Origin of the sequence: Gracilibacillus halotolerans, assembly GCF_014206945.1 — a bacterium.
In the GTDB taxonomy this organism is placed as follows: domain Bacteria; phylum Bacillota; class Bacilli; order Bacillales; family Amphibacillaceae; genus Gracilibacillus; species Gracilibacillus halotolerans.
The window spans coordinates 137,649-153,283 of record NZ_JACHON010000003.1 but is presented as its reverse complement, the minus strand read 5'-3'; the positions used below and the strand labels follow the sequence as shown (position 1 = coordinate 153,283).

Annotated in this window: 15 protein-coding genes and 1 pseudogene; 7 read left to right on the top strand and 9 right to left on the bottom strand. The window is 36.7% G+C overall.

Annotation, left to right across the window (positions count from 1 at the left end; all coding sequences use genetic code 11):
* Positions 1 to 38: 38 nt before the first annotated feature.
* Positions 39 to 1,190, top strand: a complete 1,152-nt coding sequence (locus GGQ92_RS06230; RefSeq protein ID WP_184245751.1) for an MFS transporter — start codon at positions 39 to 41, stop codon at positions 1,188 to 1,190.
* A gap of 460 nt (positions 1,191 to 1,650) precedes the next feature.
* Here the strand turns inward: GGQ92_RS06230 and tnpA are convergent.
* The 4 genes and pseudogenes from tnpA to GGQ92_RS06210 form a co-directional block, all read right to left on the bottom strand.
* A pseudogene (tnpA, locus tag GGQ92_RS06225) lies at positions 1,651 to 1,983 on the bottom strand (IS200/IS605 family transposase); the annotation flags it as partial.
* 302 nt (positions 1,984 to 2,285) lie between these two features.
* The gene (locus GGQ92_RS06220; RefSeq protein WP_184245748.1) at positions 2,286 to 2,459 is read right to left on the bottom strand and encodes a hypothetical protein; all 174 of its coding nucleotides are present in this window, start codon (positions 2,457 to 2,459) and stop codon (positions 2,286 to 2,288) included.
* A gap of 21 nt (positions 2,460 to 2,480) precedes the next feature.
* Entirely contained in the window at positions 2,481 to 2,645 is a 165-nt protein-coding gene (locus tag GGQ92_RS06215; RefSeq protein ID WP_184245746.1) for a hypothetical protein, read from the bottom strand.
* Entirely contained in the window at positions 2,632 to 3,360 is a 729-nt protein-coding gene (locus GGQ92_RS06210; RefSeq protein WP_184245743.1) for an EcsC family protein, read from the bottom strand. The genes GGQ92_RS06215 and GGQ92_RS06210 overlap by 14 nt, the downstream gene beginning before the upstream one ends.
* A 126-nt stretch (positions 3,361 to 3,486) precedes the next feature.
* Between GGQ92_RS06210 and GGQ92_RS06205 the strand changes: the two genes are divergently transcribed.
* Entirely contained in the window at positions 3,487 to 4,935 is a 1,449-nt protein-coding gene (locus GGQ92_RS06205) for a phospholipase D family protein (protein ID WP_184245741.1), read from the top strand.
* Positions 4,936 to 4,963: 28 nt separating this feature from the next.
* On the opposite strand, the gene rhaM is transcribed toward GGQ92_RS06205, so the two are convergent.
* Positions 4,964 to 5,278: an L-rhamnose mutarotase gene (rhaM, locus tag GGQ92_RS06200; RefSeq protein WP_184245739.1), complete on the bottom strand. Its 315-nt coding sequence runs from the start codon at positions 5,276 to 5,278 to the stop codon at positions 4,964 to 4,966.
* Positions 5,279 to 5,471: 193 nt separating this feature from the next.
* Between rhaM and GGQ92_RS06195 the strand changes: the two genes are divergently transcribed.
* The 3 genes from GGQ92_RS06195 to GGQ92_RS06185 all read left to right on the top strand — a co-directional run bounded on the left by GGQ92_RS06195 (position 5,472) and on the right by GGQ92_RS06185 (position 6,973).
* Positions 5,472 to 6,269 carry an SDR family oxidoreductase gene (locus GGQ92_RS06195; protein ID WP_184245737.1) on the top strand — a complete coding sequence of 266 codons (798 nt, stop codon included), beginning with the start codon at positions 5,472 to 5,474 and terminating at the stop codon, positions 6,267 to 6,269.
* Between the two features lie 97 nt (positions 6,270 to 6,366).
* Positions 6,367 to 6,549 (top strand): H-type small acid-soluble spore protein, encoded by a 183-nt coding sequence (locus tag GGQ92_RS06190; protein ID WP_184245735.1) that lies wholly within the window; start codon positions 6,367 to 6,369, stop codon positions 6,547 to 6,549.
* 244 nt (positions 6,550 to 6,793) lie between these two features.
* Positions 6,794 to 6,973 (top strand): hypothetical protein, encoded by a 180-nt coding sequence (locus GGQ92_RS06185; protein WP_184245733.1) that lies wholly within the window; start codon positions 6,794 to 6,796, stop codon positions 6,971 to 6,973.
* A gap of 102 nt (positions 6,974 to 7,075) precedes the next feature.
* On the opposite strand, the gene GGQ92_RS06180 is transcribed toward GGQ92_RS06185, so the two are convergent.
* Positions 7,076 to 10,201, bottom strand: a complete 3,126-nt coding sequence (locus tag GGQ92_RS06180; RefSeq protein WP_246384124.1) for a rhamnogalacturonan lyase — start codon at positions 10,199 to 10,201, stop codon at positions 7,076 to 7,078.
* Positions 10,202 to 10,612: 411 nt separating this feature from the next.
* Positions 10,613 to 11,479: an SDR family oxidoreductase gene (locus GGQ92_RS06175; protein ID WP_184245731.1), complete on the bottom strand. Its 867-nt coding sequence runs from the start codon at positions 11,477 to 11,479 to the stop codon at positions 10,613 to 10,615.
* Positions 11,480 to 11,808: 329 nt separating this feature from the next.
* Between GGQ92_RS06175 and GGQ92_RS06170 the strand changes: the two genes are divergently transcribed.
* The gene (locus tag GGQ92_RS06170) at positions 11,809 to 12,330 is read left to right on the top strand and encodes an STAS domain-containing protein (protein ID WP_184245729.1); all 522 of its coding nucleotides are present in this window, start codon (positions 11,809 to 11,811) and stop codon (positions 12,328 to 12,330) included.
* A gap of 29 nt (positions 12,331 to 12,359) precedes the next feature.
* Here GGQ92_RS06170 and nadA read toward each other — a convergent pair whose 3' ends face one another.
* Positions 12,360 to 13,322 carry a quinolinate synthase NadA gene (gene nadA / locus GGQ92_RS06165; RefSeq protein ID WP_184245727.1) on the bottom strand — a complete coding sequence of 321 codons (963 nt, stop codon included), beginning with the start codon at positions 13,320 to 13,322 and terminating at the stop codon, positions 12,360 to 12,362.
* A gap of 21 nt (positions 13,323 to 13,343) precedes the next feature.
* The gene (gene nadC / locus GGQ92_RS06160) at positions 13,344 to 14,174 is read right to left on the bottom strand and encodes a carboxylating nicotinate-nucleotide diphosphorylase (RefSeq protein ID WP_184245724.1); all 831 of its coding nucleotides are present in this window, start codon (positions 14,172 to 14,174) and stop codon (positions 13,344 to 13,346) included.
* Between the two features lie 290 nt (positions 14,175 to 14,464).
* Here nadC and GGQ92_RS06155 point away from each other — a divergent pair, with 290 nt between their 5' ends.
* Positions 14,465 to 15,631 (top strand): DUF4317 domain-containing protein, encoded by a 1,167-nt coding sequence (locus tag GGQ92_RS06155; RefSeq protein ID WP_184245722.1) that lies wholly within the window; start codon positions 14,465 to 14,467, stop codon positions 15,629 to 15,631.
* The last annotated feature ends 4 nt before the right edge of the window (positions 15,632 to 15,635 follow it).

Below are 15,635 nucleotides of genomic sequence, written 5' to 3'. Positions count from 1 at the left end.
GAACCTGAATTGTCTTACAACACACTGGAGTGAATGTATTGAAATCTGGAAAAGTATTTGCTGTATTGTTCGCCGTCATGTTCTTTGTCATGGTCGGCTTTGGAATTATTATCCCTGTTTTACCGTTTTACGCTGAAGAGTTAGGGGCGTCCTCCTTTCAACTCGGCTTACTTATGTCTGTATATTCACTAATGCAATTTATTTTCTCACCAATGTGGGGACGCATTTCCGATCGAATCGGTCGAAAGCCTGTTTTAATGATCGGTATTACCGGCTTATCTTTATCCTTCTTTATGATGGCCTTTTCATCCCATTTGTGGATGCTGTTCGCTGCAAGGATTATTGGTGGGTTTTTGTCTGCAGCTAATATGCCTACAGTTATGGCTTATGTAGCAGACGTCACAACAAAAGAAGACCGTGGAAAAGGTATGGGAATAGTAGGTGCTGCTGTAGGATTAGGATTCGTATTTGGTCCTGCTATCGGTGGAATATTCTCCAAAACGAGTTTAAGTATGCCATTTCTCATTGCAGGGTTCTCTTCTTTAGTTACACTATTATTCGTTGTCTTTATTTTGAAAGAAACGAAAAAAACTACAGAAGCTACTACTAAGAAAAGGAAATCTTTGTTTGCTTCACTTAAACAGCCAATTGCACCTTTATACGTGTTGCAGTGGTTCGTGTCCATCTCCTTAGCTGGATTAGAAGCAACCTTTGCTTATTACGCAGATGATCGAGCTGGATTAGGAACAGTAGAGCTCGGGTATATTTTTATGATTATGGGTGTGGCTGGCGCCATTGTCCAAGGTGGATTTGTTGGAATTATGACGAAGAGACTTGGAGAAGGTATGGTTATCAAAATTGGAATTATTGTTTCCGCAATTGGATTCGCACTTATTCTAACCGTTGATAGCTTCACAACTGCAGCAATCTATCTTACAATCTTTGGACTCGGCAACGGACTTATTCGACCCGCTGTTTCTGCTTTATTAACAAAAGAAGCTACAAGTGGGTATGGGGAAATCACTGGTGTGCTTTCATCCTTTGATTCCTTAGGTAGAATTATCGGGCCTTCGTTAGGTGGATTGTTGTACGGCCTAAGCATCTTCTTACCTTACATTTCGGGGATTGTACTCTCTATTTTTGCGCTCGTTATTTATTACATGTATCAGAAAAGATTAAAGGTTAGCTAAGACAAAAACACATTTGATTCAATGCAAAGAGACTGGGACAGAAGTAATTTTCTTAATACAAAATTCGAATATTATACTAACGCCTTGTCAAAATACTTCGCTTTTACCCATAGGGTATAAGTTAACATCTGTGCAAAAAATACTTGCACAGTGTTTCCTATACCTCGGCAACGCCTCAATTAATTACAAAAGCTATATAAAAACTTTAGTTTGTGAAGTTCGGCGAATAACGCAACGTCCTGTTGCGACGCCGAACTGAATTACATCCTGTAATCCCTCGGCTGTTGCTTTTCCTGCAGGAGTCTTGTATTTTGACTTGGCTATTTATATCATTTCCATGATTTGGTTGGATTTTTGTGCTCGGCCTCTTTGCTCTGCGGCTGAAAGCCTCTTTTACCGGCCTCGGCCTGAAAGGCCTATCGAATGCTTCACCCTCTTGCACCACATTTACTCACTGATTCTAAAAGAATCCCTTATTGTATATTGTTTTTTGCCCTGTAAACGGATCAAACTCTTCGAATATAGTTAATTGGTCCGTCATGTAATCTTCTTTTAGCTAATTCCCAATTTATTCTTGTATTTTCTTTTTATTTCTATCTACTGTATCTAGGTAGAAACTACAGCAACAAAACTTGCGATTTCCATATTTATATTTGAGATTGGCATGACGTTTAAATATCATCAAGCTACTTTTCCCTTTTAAATATCCCATAAATCGAAATATGTTGAATTTCGGTGGGATACTAACTAACATACGTATATGATTCCTACATGCGTTTGCCTCATATATAGTGCTTTGCGTTCGCATAAATCGAGTGGCGGAGAAATAACTAAATCTTACAATATTAAAGGTGAACAATTAAAAAATGAAATATAAATTACGCAGCAAAAACACGTAGACTCCTGCAGGAAAGCAACAGCCGAAAATCCATTTCAAAAGTTCAATTGAACTTTTGAAATTAGTTGAGGCGTTGCCTGCGGAAAGCGAAGTGTTTTAGCGAAGTAATTATAAAAAGCATACAAACAGAATTGATTCTAACGAATCGTTCGGTTTGTAGTATGATTAAATAATTCTGTCTCAGTTCCTTTTATTTTCTATTCCTTCAATCGATTTGTAGATGTTCTCAGTGATTTTCCAGTTGGATCAAGATAAATATCAAGGAACGTGTTATCATCAAATTTTAACACAACTGATTTATCTGTAATCGCAATCTCCTCAACTGTCTTTCCTACTACCTTTTCAGGGATAACTGTATATTTCTCTCCCATGCCCACCCTTCCTTTACTATATTAATCAAATAAACGCCCAATACTGCGAATTAACCAAACAAATAATCTAAATGGAAGTATGAGAAGCTCAGGTATCCAAGACAAGAGTTCTAATAAATAGTGCGACTCATTTGAATCCTTGTTCTTCTTTCTGTTTCTCTTTTTCCGTTGTTTATAAGAGCTCATTAGATCCCTCCTTCAAAATCCGCAAACGATAAGAATTTTTTGCTGTTTCTCCAAGCTTATCTAATAGTTGATAATTAGCATAAGCTCCAAAAACAGCGCCAAGCCCTGGTAAAAGCTGCAGCAACTTTATGACATCTAAGTAATCCCGATATTCCTGCTGAAACACCTGCCAATCTACATCTCTAAGTCTTTCCTTCTCAACCTCCCAATTTTTCATCGTATGGAAAACTTCCTTTTTTCTTTTATCACTTGAAAAGGCAAGCTGAAAGATATGTAGTAGATATAGTCGCTCTGTATAATCCTTCGTATCAAATCCGTATATAGTGGCAACTTCAAATAGAAACTTCATCTTAATAGAAAGTAAAAGAGGGAAATCTGCCAATCCAAGTAAAATTCCACCAGCACCAGTTCCTGCACCTTCTAGTACAGCTGCTTTTCGGTAGGACTCAAATTTTTGGTCTACCACTTTTTCTTTTTCTTCGAATAGCATGCCTTCTGCTTGGTTCTTTTTAGTTAAATATTCCGAGCCAAATAAAGTGGTTTTCACCATATGTTTGACTCCTTCTGTAATAATTTCATGTGCTCGTTCCGGTATATAGCTATTAAATTTATTCTGTACGTTTTTAGCAAAAGATTGGAACGTTGATTTATTCTTTAAGATGGATAACTCCCAATCGAGTAATTCTTCATAGGCCTTGCGTTCATAAGTGTTCATGCACAAATCGCCTCCCTTTAAGTAATACGTTATATCTGCTAGTAAGGTTTCTCTTATTTTACTTTTGTACTACATGTTCCTTCTTTAGGGAATATACAAATAGAGAAAAATGAAGGAGATACTAAAATGACGCAAAAATGGTACAAACGTAAAAGATATTGGTTTCTTCTATTCCTGTTGTTGTATATTGTTGTAATCTATCATCATCAACAAAAAAGCTTACCAGAGAATATATCCTACAACGGTAAATTTCATGATATGAGCGATGATGAGATTGAATTCCTTTTTGATCTCACCTACCAAGACGGGAATGAAGAAGTATACGAACAAGAAATATTTGATGAAATATTTAACATCATTGAAGAGGCAGAAACGTTTTTAATTTTAGACTTTTTTCTTGTTAATGACTCTTCCTCTAACGAGAAAGATTTCCCACCTTTGAGTAAGCAATTATCTAATAAAATTCTACAACAGTTAGAAACCTATCCGGACTTACAGATTATCTTTATTACCGATCCTATTAATACTACTTATCATTCCCATTCTAATGCTTTTTTAGAGGCTTTGAAAGACGCAGGTGTTGAAGTAATCTTTACAGACTTGAAACAGTTACGTGATCCTAATCCATTGTATTCGGCTATATGGCGGATAGGTATTCAGTGGTTCGGACAAAAAGGAACCGGTTGGATAACAAATCCCTTGGGAAATGACTCACCTAAAGTAACTGCTCGATCTTATCTTAACCTTCTTAATGTGAAAGCAAATCATCGAAAGGTTGTTATTTCTGAAAAGGAAGCATTAATTACTTCTGCAAACCCTCATGATGCTAGTGGTTATCATTCTAATATAGCCTTTAAAGTAAGTGGAGATATACTAAAGGAGATAATAGAAACAGAAAGAGCTGTCGTGCAATTTTCCGATGGAGATTTATCCCTTTTTCCTAATGAGGAGCAAGTTCAACCGAATAATACAAGCAACAATTCTTCCGATATTCAAACGAAGGTCGTTACCGAACAACAAATCCAGCATGCAGCTGTGGAAGCTATGGATCAAGCGACAAAAGGAGATACGATTTGGATAGGGATGTTTTATTTAGCTGATCGAGATATTATAGATGCTATTACAGATGCAGCAGCGAAAGGAGTAAAGATTCGTATTATTTTAGATCCGAATCAAGAAGCATTTGGTAGCGAAAAATCAGGTTTACCTAATATACCTGTCGCAAGGGAACTACTAGAGAAGGAAGGCGACATTCAAGTAAAATGGTATAACGTCAATAAAGAACAGTATCATACGAAGCTCCTGTTCGTTAAATCTGACGACAAGAGTTATCTGCTAGGAGGTTCCGCTAATTTCACTTCTAGAAATCTAGATGATTATAATTTGGAAACCAACATCTACGTGAAAGCAAATAATGATACTTCTATTGTAAGAGATGTTCAACAATACTTTAACCGATTATGGGATAACCAAGATGCAATTTATACAGTGGATTACGAAACGTATAGTTCCTTAACTACCTTTAAAAAGCTGGTGTATCGTCTACAAAAAATCACTAAATTCACTACCTACTAAGGCTAGCATTCACATGCTAGCCTTAGTTTTAATCCATATGAAATACTTCTGTTAAATCAATTGTAACCGGGCTATTATCTGGATTTGTTTCCATAACTGGCTCCATATATTCCCACCACTTTTGATTAATGTCTGTTGATGCCATCTTGCTCCATTTCTCTTCATCTTCTATTTCTACATAACCAAACAACGTACTTGTTTCTTTTTCCAAAAATATGGAATAATTACTCGCTCCATGTCGGTGTAATTCGTCTACCATTTCCGGCCAAATTTCATGATGGCGTTTTTCATATTCCGCGTGCTTATCTGGATAGACTTTCATTATAAATCCTTTTCTAATCATAACGAACACCTCCATATAATGGTTAACATATTCAAAATAATAAAGCGTTTACAAAAATAAGTCAACCAAACAAATATAAAACCAAGTAAGTAAACATTTGATTGGATTTATTTTTTGTGTTTGAAAAGCTAAATAAAGGTTAAAGATAAGCATAGTTGTAACTCTATCACTTGGAAACTAGGAGGAAATTATCATGCATGACTTACCAAAGGATCGATTACAAGGAAAAACAGCTATCATCACAGGTGGAAGCTCAGGTATTGGACGCGCAACGGCAATTGCTTTCGCTCAACAAGGTGCAAAAGTTTGTTTAATGGATATTAAAGAGGAAAATGCCGAGAAGGTACAGAAGGAGATTGAGCAACTCGGCGGAGAAGCCTTCGTAACGGATGTTGATTTAGCGAATCCTCAACGAGTAGAAAAAGGAATTCAAGAGGTCGAAGATAGATGGGGTCGACTTGATATTGTATTTGCTAACGGCGGTATAAATGGTGTGCTGGCTCCGATAGAAGATCTTACTCCTGAAGAATGGGACAGCACCATTAATACGAACTTGAAAGGTACATTCCATACTGTAAAATATGCGATTCCTTTATTGAAAAAGCAAGGTGGAAGTATCGTTATTACGAGTTCTGTAAATGGAAATAGAGTCTTTTCCAACATCGGGATGTCTGCCTATAGTACGTCAAAGGCGGGGCAAATGGCATTTGGAAAAATGGCGGCATTGGAACTAGCTAAATATAAAATACGTGTCAACATTATTTGTCCAGGCGCTATTAATACGAATATCGGAAAAAATACGGACAAACGACCAGAATTAGAAAAGGTAAGCATTCCGGTAGAGTTTCCCGAAGGACGCCATCCATTAGAGGATAAACCAGGTAAGCCTGAAGATGTAGCAAAACTCGTTTCATTCTTATCGTCCGATGAAGCAAGCCATATTACTGGAACAGAGGTCTTTATAGATGGGGCGGAATCACTGTTAAAATAGGTAAGCAATTTTACATTTAGATGACATCTCCTCATGGATGTTTTATTTTTATGGAATACGTCTATTTAAGAAGTATAACGAAATGAGGAGGATGCAAATGAATATAATGCGAGCGAAAGAAATTAAAGATGATCCGGTGATGCAGGAAGTTAAATATAAAGATAAGTTCGTCTACATTGATGACGTAGATGAAGATACACAACGAGCAACGGTTCACTTTACAAATAAATCAGAAGAAAAGTTTGAAGTAGCCGTTCAAGACTTAGTCGAACTCGATTAATATTACAATTTAGCATTATTTTATTACAAATTCCAAAAATAGGATTACACTTTGATAAATTGTGGTATTAAATAACTGATTGGCTCATATTCTAGATGTGACGACTAATCAAAGAATACACTTCTCAACAATCGGACAGGAATAAACGTAATATAGGTCATACACCACGTTCCTAGGAAAATTGAAATCTGGAATATGTAGTTGTCCAGTCGAAGGTCTTTCCAATTTAAAGGAGGAATGGAAAATGAGATGTAAGGCTTGTGAAGGAATTGGTTTCGTTCAATGTCCAGATTGTTCAGGCGAAGGTATGGATTACGGAATTCGGAAATGTGCCTCTTGTGCAGGTGAGGGGCAAGAAGCGTGTACTTCCTGCGAAGGTAGAGGTAAGATTAGTCTCATAGAAAAAGTTAAATCCATCATTTAAAATAGAGCAGCTGTTGCGAAGGCAACAGCTTTTTGTTTTACCACAACATAATAATGATTTATACAAGCCCTATCTATGATTTAGATAGGGCTCTTTCCCGATTTATTTCCAACTATTAATGACCTGCTGTGCACTGTTTATTAATTCCTCAATTATTTGATCATCGAAGTTACTTTTCTTTAATTGTTTTATAAAACCTTCTAGCTGCTTTATCGCTACATGAGTGTTTCCTTTCTGATACTGATGCTCAGCTTGGTCTAGCTTATTCATTAGAACATTTTTTCCACCCTGTAATAAAACAACATGCTTAATAGCTTGAAGAGATGGCGTGTAATTTACTTTAGGAAATGATAACTCCCCTGCCAAAACCTCTTCCCTTATATCCTCTCCTAAATAATAACCAATATGTGGTGGCTGATTATACGTTGTATTCTGCCAAGCAATTCCCATGCGATAGACCGTGTCATGCATTAAAGTTGGTAAACGATACTCTGTAGGAATCGACGTTGTAAAGATACGTAATTCTGAACTATCCTCTGTTGGATAAATAACTTCTTCTCGCCAATCCCCTAATATATCAACTTGTAGAGATGGATTCGCCTTTGTTCCATTTATACTCATCACTTCTTCAAAGCTTTCCATCATGTAAGTTGATTTATCCGCATCCTTATACTTGGTGATTGTCGTACCATCTAGCAATTCATGTAGCAAATCACCATCCCAGTACGTGACAAAGTTAACAGGTAGATTGATATTTCGGAAATCCTCTGCTTCTACTCCACCTTGAACATTATAAACACCTCCGCCTGTTTCTGTCGTCGTTCCGCCCGCACCCCAATACTCATAACCAGGTTTTGGTGTAATATTTGCTGCAACTCCACGTCCTGCATCTTTATAAGCATAGAAGGCTTTGATGGTTTCTCCTGTTGCACCATCGTGATATTCTAACGACGCAACCTCTGAATCTTCACGTACACCGAATACATGTAAGCCTTCTCGTTCAGGATCAAAAGCTCCAACATGCAACGCATCCCCATGCGAACCTTTCACCCGTCCCATCGCTCCATCCATCGCATATAAAATTGTTCCGTCATGGTCTAACGTTAAAGAACCTGCGATAATTTCATCATAGCCATCATTATCTACATCACCTGTAGCAAGATTGTGATTACCTAGTCCTTCTCCATATCCATTATGGTCATCCGTATCAAAGACCCATTCCTCTATCAACTCACCATTTTCCAAGCTATACGCTACAAAACCTGTTCTTACATAATAACCACGTCCGTAAATCGCACTTGGCTTTTTACCATCGAGATATGCTACGCCTGATAGGAAACGGTCAGATCGATTGTAAAATGTATCACCCCAGGAAGCACCTTGGTCACCCTCTACTTTTTCTACTGGGAAGGCAAAATCAATCGTATCGATTACTTCTCCTGTCTCACCATCAAATACAGAAACATACTCAGGACCGGTAACTTGATGTCCTCCTTCATCTATCCACTTCCCATCATCTTCCATGTTACCAACGACACTGATTACTTTACTTTCGTCATACACCCCATCTGTTGTACCATAAACTCTTGTACCATCACCTGTTTTGATGAGAAACTCTGACTTACCATCACTGTCCATATCTGCCACTACAAATTGGTGGTATTGAGGACCGGAGGTTAGGTTCATTCCCATGTTTATTCTCCACATTAAAGTACCGTCTAGTTTATATGCGTCAAAGATAGTCGGTCCTGTAATTACATCCTCTAACGCCATCATAGCATTAGATGGGCGCCATTTTAGAATAATTTCATATTCACCATCACCATCTAGATCACCAACACTTGCGTCATTAGCACTGTACGTATAATCTCCAGTCGGTGTTGTTCCACCTTCAGGTTTCTGCAAAGGAACAGATAAATAATCTTTTTCTCCAACAGTAACATCTTCCTCTTGAATAGACTTATCATTTAAAAGTGTCTCTACTGTGTAGGTTTGATTAACTTTACCTGATTCATCCGTAAAGTTAGTTACAGATAACGGATTACTGTTTAATTTGTTTCCATTACTATAAATATTAAATGAAATATCCTCACTATATTCGTCTACTAATAATCGCCATGAGATAAAATTTCCTTCCTCAGTATGAATAGCGACTACTCCTCGATCTAACCACTCTGTATCTCGATTCGTTTCTGGAGGTGTTAATCGATTATAAACATATTGGGTCGCAGTGTGATGGAAAGGATTTTCTAATCCGTCTACTTCAGCCAGTATTCCTCTAAATGTATAGACTCCCTGCTCTTTTGGATTCCAATCCTTTCCTTCCACTATCCATTCTTGAACTGGAACATCTACTTTTTCATGATTAGCTAAAATCACTGGAACTGAGTCAGGGAGACCAATAGATTCAACAGTATCCACAGCATCTCCCACATACAATCGGTGGTAAGGCAATGATGGGATATTAGCAATCGCATTTTCACTTACCGGAAGATGAGATATAGCCACATTATCTAGATAGGTTGTCCACGTATGATTATTACCAGAAGTACGTATTCCTGCTAATCGAATAACAGATATCGTTCCATCAAATGCTATATCGTCTAAGGAAGCAGTGTGGGTCTCCTCTTCTCCAGACTCTGTATCTTTCATTGAAAACTGTACGTTGTTCTCTACAAGATTAAAAGTTATCTCCGTATGATACCAAGTTTCTTGATCTGTGAAACTTGTATCCTGTCGTTCCGATTGGCCAACATAATAAGAGATAGGTTCTTCATTTGTACTATTTATCGTGAATATAGTATTACTTGAAGCATCTCCAATACGGAACTCACCTCCATTTTCATGAAGATGGCTGCCTTTATCATTACTCTTCCCTGGATACCAATCAAAAGACAAATGAATTTGCTCACCAGAAACCTGCGACTTTAATTCCTTTGTAGCTACCCGCCCTCCAGATTGATCTTCGACACTAAACTGTAATTTATTCGAGCTGTTACTGCCAATTTGTTCATTGTTAATAGATAATTCAGCCGCAAACGTAGAGAATCCCCACATTTCGTCTTCGGTCGGTATCTCATCACCAAAATCTGTTTCATAAAGGGTTTTCCATTCATTCGAAGTATTAGCTACTGAAATGGATGGAAACGTGAAAACGGACAATATTAATCCTGTAAGCATGATATAAGTCAGAGACGTTTTAATGTTTTTTCTTGTTCTATTTCCCAAAAGATAAGCACTCCTTCTTATAAAGAAATTAGGTATAGTAAGGTACTGTTTGTCGAATTTCCCTTTTCATTCCTCACCCCTTTGTAAGCGCATACATTTTCTTGCGCTTAAACGGAAATTCTTAATAAAAGCATAACTACGATTATATTAACCGTCTATAATACAATTTTGCATAGGTTGTGGAAGTACAGAAGGATAAGAGCTAACAAAGTATTTATCATTTTTTTGTTTCATAACCTGCCTATAAATGCAAAATAATCCTAGGTCTTCTAACTTTCTTCAAAAAAAAGAAAGAAGACTTTCGGCATAGTGCACAGAAAATCCCCTTTCTTTATATCTAGTTACTATTTAGGTATATTCGACTAATTAATAACTATTCACTTAGCAGTTGCTGGTGTAAATCATTCTTTATTATGAAGATAAATACGATCCACCATTTACATGTATCGTTTGACCAGTAATAAATGATCCATCCTCCGAAGCTAGCAATACATAAGGTGCAGCATGCTCAGAAGGTTGACCTGGTCTACCCATTAAAGTATTTTGTCCGAAGCTTTCTACATCATCTTCTTCAAAGGATGCTGGAATAAGTGGTGTCCACACAGGACCTGGTGCAACGGCATTAACGCGAATACCGCGATCTGCAAGATTTTGAGCAAGACTTCGAACAAAGCTCGTGATTGCTCCTTTCGTAGATGCATAGTCAATTAAGTCACTACTTCCGCGAAATGCTGTTATAGAAGAAGTACTAATAATTGAATCGCCCTTACTCATATGCGGAACTGCTGCTTTTGTTAAATAAAATTGAGAGAAGATGTTATTTTGGAATACTTCTTCTAATTGTTCATTCGAAATATCTTCAAATTTCTTTTTAACAAATTGTATCGCAGCATTATTTACTAAGATATTTAATTTCCCAAAAGTCTCTACCGTTTTATCCACAAGATATTCACAATGCTTTGGATCTTTGATGTCTCCAGGAAGTAGCAAGCATTTTCTTCCTTCTTTCTCTATCATTGCTTTCGTATTGTCCGCATCGTCATCCTCATTTAAATAAGATATCGCAACATCCGCACCTTCTTTTGCATACATGATTGCGACAGCACGTCCAATACCGCTATCTCCACCTGTTATAAGAGCTACTTTATCTTTTAATTTACCAGAACCTTTATAATCAATAGGCTGATGTGGTTGTGGGTCCATTTTAGTCTCTATTCCTGGCTGAGGTCTCTGTGTTTGTTTAGGTACTCCATTCGTTAGCATATCTTCTGGTTTCATTCATTTCACTCCTCTGTAATTGTTTAACATCTCCATTATGGAAACTATAAAGAAAATTTAGTATATTTATATTAACCCTCATCTTCTAAAAGTAAACATCGGAATGAATATTTATGACTTTTAAGGCAAAATTTTAATTTTCCCAATCAATTAATCTAGCAAAATAAAATCTTCATGGTAGAATAAGAATTTACCGTGACTTTCAATCTTAAAAAGAGTTTAACTCTCTAACTGACCCTATGGAATAATTACTTCAGAGCAATAAAGCGAATACATTAAAATAATAACTTCTTATTTAATAAATATTAAAGAGATAAAGGTGAGATGTTATGAACAAGACTTTAGAGGAAGTTGTTAAAGAGAATGAAGCATTAAAGAATCAAATTAATGCCTATGAAAAAATGATCGACGAATTATCTGCTCCTATTATTCCATCCATTTTGCCAGAAACGATTCTTGTACCGCTAACCGGAACAATAACCGAAAGACGTATCTTCCATATTCAAGATGAAATTACAAAACGGGTTGCTGTGGATCGAGCGAATACGGTGCTAATCGATTTTACTGGTATTAGTAAATTTGAAGTGGAAGACGGATTGGGGTATCAATATTTAGGGGAACGTCTAAATGCGTTGGTCAGCACACTTTCTTTAATGGGTGTAAACACTATTTTTGTAGGTTTTACACCTCAGTTTGCTCAGAAATTAATTCTTACAAACGCACCTGCTTTTCGTGAGACAAAATCTTTTGCAACATTTCGTCGTGGTTTGCAATATCTTCTCACGAAAAAGAATTTAAAACTTGTAGAACTAGAAGATGAAAATCAACTAACTACAAACCAAAAGAGGTAAGCCTGTAACAAGGTTTACCTCTTTTTCTTTTAGCCTATTGCGACCATTCTGTCGATGGCTGTTCTAGCTTTCTCTGCTGTATCCTTTGGTACCGATATAACATGTGTATCTTCTTTTAATGATTGTAAAACTTTCTCCAATGTAATCATCTTCATAAATGGACATACGGCTTCTGGATTTGCCGCATAAAAACTTTTATCAGGATTTTGTTTTTGCATTTGATGGATGATTCCCGTTTCAGTAGCTACAATAAATTCATTAGCAGATGATTGTTTAGAGTAGTCTAACATGCGGCCAGTTGATAAAATATGTGTCTTCTCCTCTGGTAATTCTCCCTCGCCAGACAAATAGATCATCGACGTAGAACAGCCGCATTCTGGATGTACTAGTAAATCTGCATTAGGATGATTATTTGTTACGGTGTCAATATGTTGTGGTTCAATACCTGCATGAACATGACATTCTCCCATCCATATGTGCATATTCTCTCGACCAGTTTGTCGTTGTACAAAAGAACCTAGAAACATATCTGGTAAAAATAGTATCTCTTGATCTTCTGGTATTGCATTGACAACCTCAACAGCATTAGAGGAAGTACAACAATAATCACTTTCCGCCTTTACGTCAGCCGATGTATTAACATAGGAAACCACGGTAGCATTTGGGTGCTCCTTCTTCCATTCTCGCAATTGCTCTACAGTAATGGAATCGGCTAACGAACAACCGGCATTGATATCTGGCAATAACACCTTTTTATTTGGATTTAAAATAGCTGATGTTTCTGCCATGAAATGCACACCGCAAAAGACAATAACATCTGCATCAACTTCTGTTGTAGCTCTTGCTAAGTGAAGGGAGTCACCTAATACATCTGCAATATCCTGTATTTCTGGTAACTGGTAATTGTGCGCTAACAATACTGCATTCCGTTTTTCCTTCCAATACATTATTTCTTCTACCAATTCTTTTCTCTCCAACATAGAAATAAGCATGAAACTTCCTCCTTATTATGTTTATATCGCTTCTACACTGATATCTAAAGATGGGACAGAATGAGTTAAAAATCCTAATGAAATATAATCTACGCCAGTATTTCGATATGTCGCTAAATTGTCTAACTGAATACCTCCAGATGCTTCGGTGAGAATATGGGCGGGAACAAGCTGTTGAAATTCCTTTACTAGCTCTGGTGAACAATTATCAAACATAATAATGTCTGCACCTGAATCTACAGCCTCTCGAACCTGGTCTTTTGTTTCGACTTCTACTTCTATTTTTACAGTATGGCCTACTTGTTTTCTAACACGGTGAACCGCTTGTTGAAGAGACCCCGCAAACGTTAGATGGTTGTCTTTCAACATAACGGCGTCATACAATCCAAAACGATGATTATAGCCTCCTCCACAACGTACCGCATACTTTTCTAGCATTCTAAGGCCAGGTGTTGTTTTTCTCGTATCACAAATTCTTGTATGGTCATCATCTAAGACGGTTACCGCTTGATTCGTTAACGTTGCGATGCCACTTAACCGTTGCAATAGATTTAGAATCACCCGCTCCCCTAAAAGTAAGGCGGGAACACTTCCGGACACTTCTGCGATATGGTCACCTTTTCGTATCTTGTCGCCATCTTCTACAAATTCTTTCACTTGTATCTCGCTTTCTAACAATTGGTATCCTGTTTTGATAATGTCTTTCCCACAAAAAATACCGTCCTCCTTAGCGAGAAAAGAAATTTTCCCTTTAGTACCTTTATTAAAAATAAACTCAGAGGAGATATCTCCATTTCCAATATCTTCTTTAAAAAAAGCTTTTAATTTTTCTTTTAATTGCAAAGAATTCACTATATACACCCACTCTCTAGGATTCTATTTGTGAGGAAAATCACATAATTGTTATCTATGTAACTACTACTGTCTTTACATCTATATTTACATAAGTGATTTGAAATTACAAGGTATTTTTTAAAATAGCGTCTTTGCTCTGTTTTTTACCAGCTGGACTTAAAATCAACACTATACTTATGCGCACATTAAAGATAAAAGGTTATTTTTCTATCGTTTTCCCTTACATCCTCTCTCTACTTCCGATATAATCATAGTATTGTGTATGGAATTTTTGGAGGAATGAATGAATGAATAAAAAAGATATTGCAGCAATACGAAGACAACTAAAGCCAGAAAATGATTTATTAACAATCAAAGACATTTTTAATGTATATATTTTGAAAGAATCTAGTGAGATTTATCACCATCAGCATCAGCCATTTGAGATGTTAGAGGATGAACAGAAGGAGCTTTTTCTTGGTAATTTCAAAAAGGTGTTAACAGGGAACCTAGATGAAAAGTTATTTGAATTAAAATTTCAGCAAAATGTAGAAAACTCCAGCCAATTAATTTTACATCGAGGATTGTTGACAGACGATACAGAACAATGGAAACAGGACATGCTAGAAATCGTGAATAAAATGCTTGCTGATCGCCAATATGAGATGGACATTGTCGTTACATTTATGCGTGCAGAATTCTATAAACCTGTGAAAGCAACTAATGAAGAAACAGAGGAAAATAGCCGAGACGCCGTTTATTCTCATAAGCTTATCTTATGTAGTGTTAATAAAACCGAAGACCCTCGCAAAGAATTACAGTTTGATTATATAGAAAAAATGTTTACGTATAATATCGTAGTTAATCCTGTTATTAATCTAAAAGCACCTCTTTCTGGATTTTTATTCCCTACCGTTACGGATAACGCGCAAGATGTTAACCGTGTTTTATATAGTTGTAGTAAAGCGAATGAGCCAGACGAACACTTCATTGAAGAGGTTTTAAATGCGGAAGAAACATATACAGCTAAAGATGATAAAGCTGTATTTGAAGAGGTAGTGCGAGATGTTATGGAGGATCGCCTCGATACATCTACGCTAGCTAGTGTATATGAAGAAATTAACGATTTAATAGAGAATCATGAAGAAGAAGAACCTGCCAAGCTAGATGCTAGGGACATTGGACATGTACTTAAATCTAGTGGTGTGGAGAATATAGAGCAGGAGCGTATCCAAGAAGCTTTAAAACTCTATACGGATGATGAGCATTTCCAAGTTAAAGCTCAAAATATCGTACCAAAATATTCATCAAAATCAATTAAAATTAATACGAAAGTAGCGAACATTTCCGTTAGTCCGCAAGATTTACGTCATGTCCGTCAAGTAGTGTTCGATAGTAAAAGATATTTAATGATCGAAGTAGAAGAAGATGCCATTATTGACGGATTTAAAGTTATCCCGGAAGCATTGCTATAATAGC

Excerpts from the sequence above, each read along its gene's own strand:
- GGQ92_RS06190 (WP_184245735.1), top strand. The coding sequence starts at position 6,367 with ATGAATATAATGCGAGCGAAAGAAATTAAAGATGATCCGGTGATGCAG.
- GGQ92_RS06175 (WP_184245731.1), bottom strand. The coding sequence starts at position 11,479 with ATGAAACCAGAAGATATGCTAACGAATGGAGTACCTAAACAAACACAG.
- GGQ92_RS06205 (WP_184245741.1), top strand. The coding sequence starts at position 3,487 with ATGACGCAAAAATGGTACAAACGTAAAAGATATTGGTTTCTTCTATTC.
- rhaM (WP_184245739.1), bottom strand. The coding sequence starts at position 5,278 with ATGATTAGAAAAGGATTTATAATGAAAGTCTATCCAGATAAGCACGCG.
- GGQ92_RS06220 (WP_184245748.1), bottom strand. The coding sequence starts at position 2,459 with ATGGGAGAGAAATATACAGTTATCCCTGAAAAGGTAGTAGGAAAGACA.
- GGQ92_RS06215 (WP_184245746.1), bottom strand. The coding sequence starts at position 2,645 with ATGAGCTCTTATAAACAACGGAAAAAGAGAAACAGAAAGAAGAACAAG.
- GGQ92_RS06210 (WP_184245743.1), bottom strand. The coding sequence starts at position 3,360 with ATGAACACTTATGAACGCAAGGCCTATGAAGAATTACTCGATTGGGAG.
- GGQ92_RS06170 (WP_184245729.1), top strand. The coding sequence starts at position 11,809 with ATGAACAAGACTTTAGAGGAAGTTGTTAAAGAGAATGAAGCATTAAAG.
- GGQ92_RS06185 (WP_184245733.1), top strand. The coding sequence starts at position 6,794 with ATGAGATGTAAGGCTTGTGAAGGAATTGGTTTCGTTCAATGTCCAGAT.
- GGQ92_RS06195 (WP_184245737.1), top strand. The coding sequence starts at position 5,472 with ATGCATGACTTACCAAAGGATCGATTACAAGGAAAAACAGCTATCATC.
- GGQ92_RS06155 (WP_184245722.1), top strand. The coding sequence starts at position 14,465 with ATGAATAAAAAAGATATTGCAGCAATACGAAGACAACTAAAGCCAGAA.
- nadA (WP_184245727.1), bottom strand. The coding sequence starts at position 13,322 with ATGCTTATTTCTATGTTGGAGAGAAAAGAATTGGTAGAAGAAATAATG.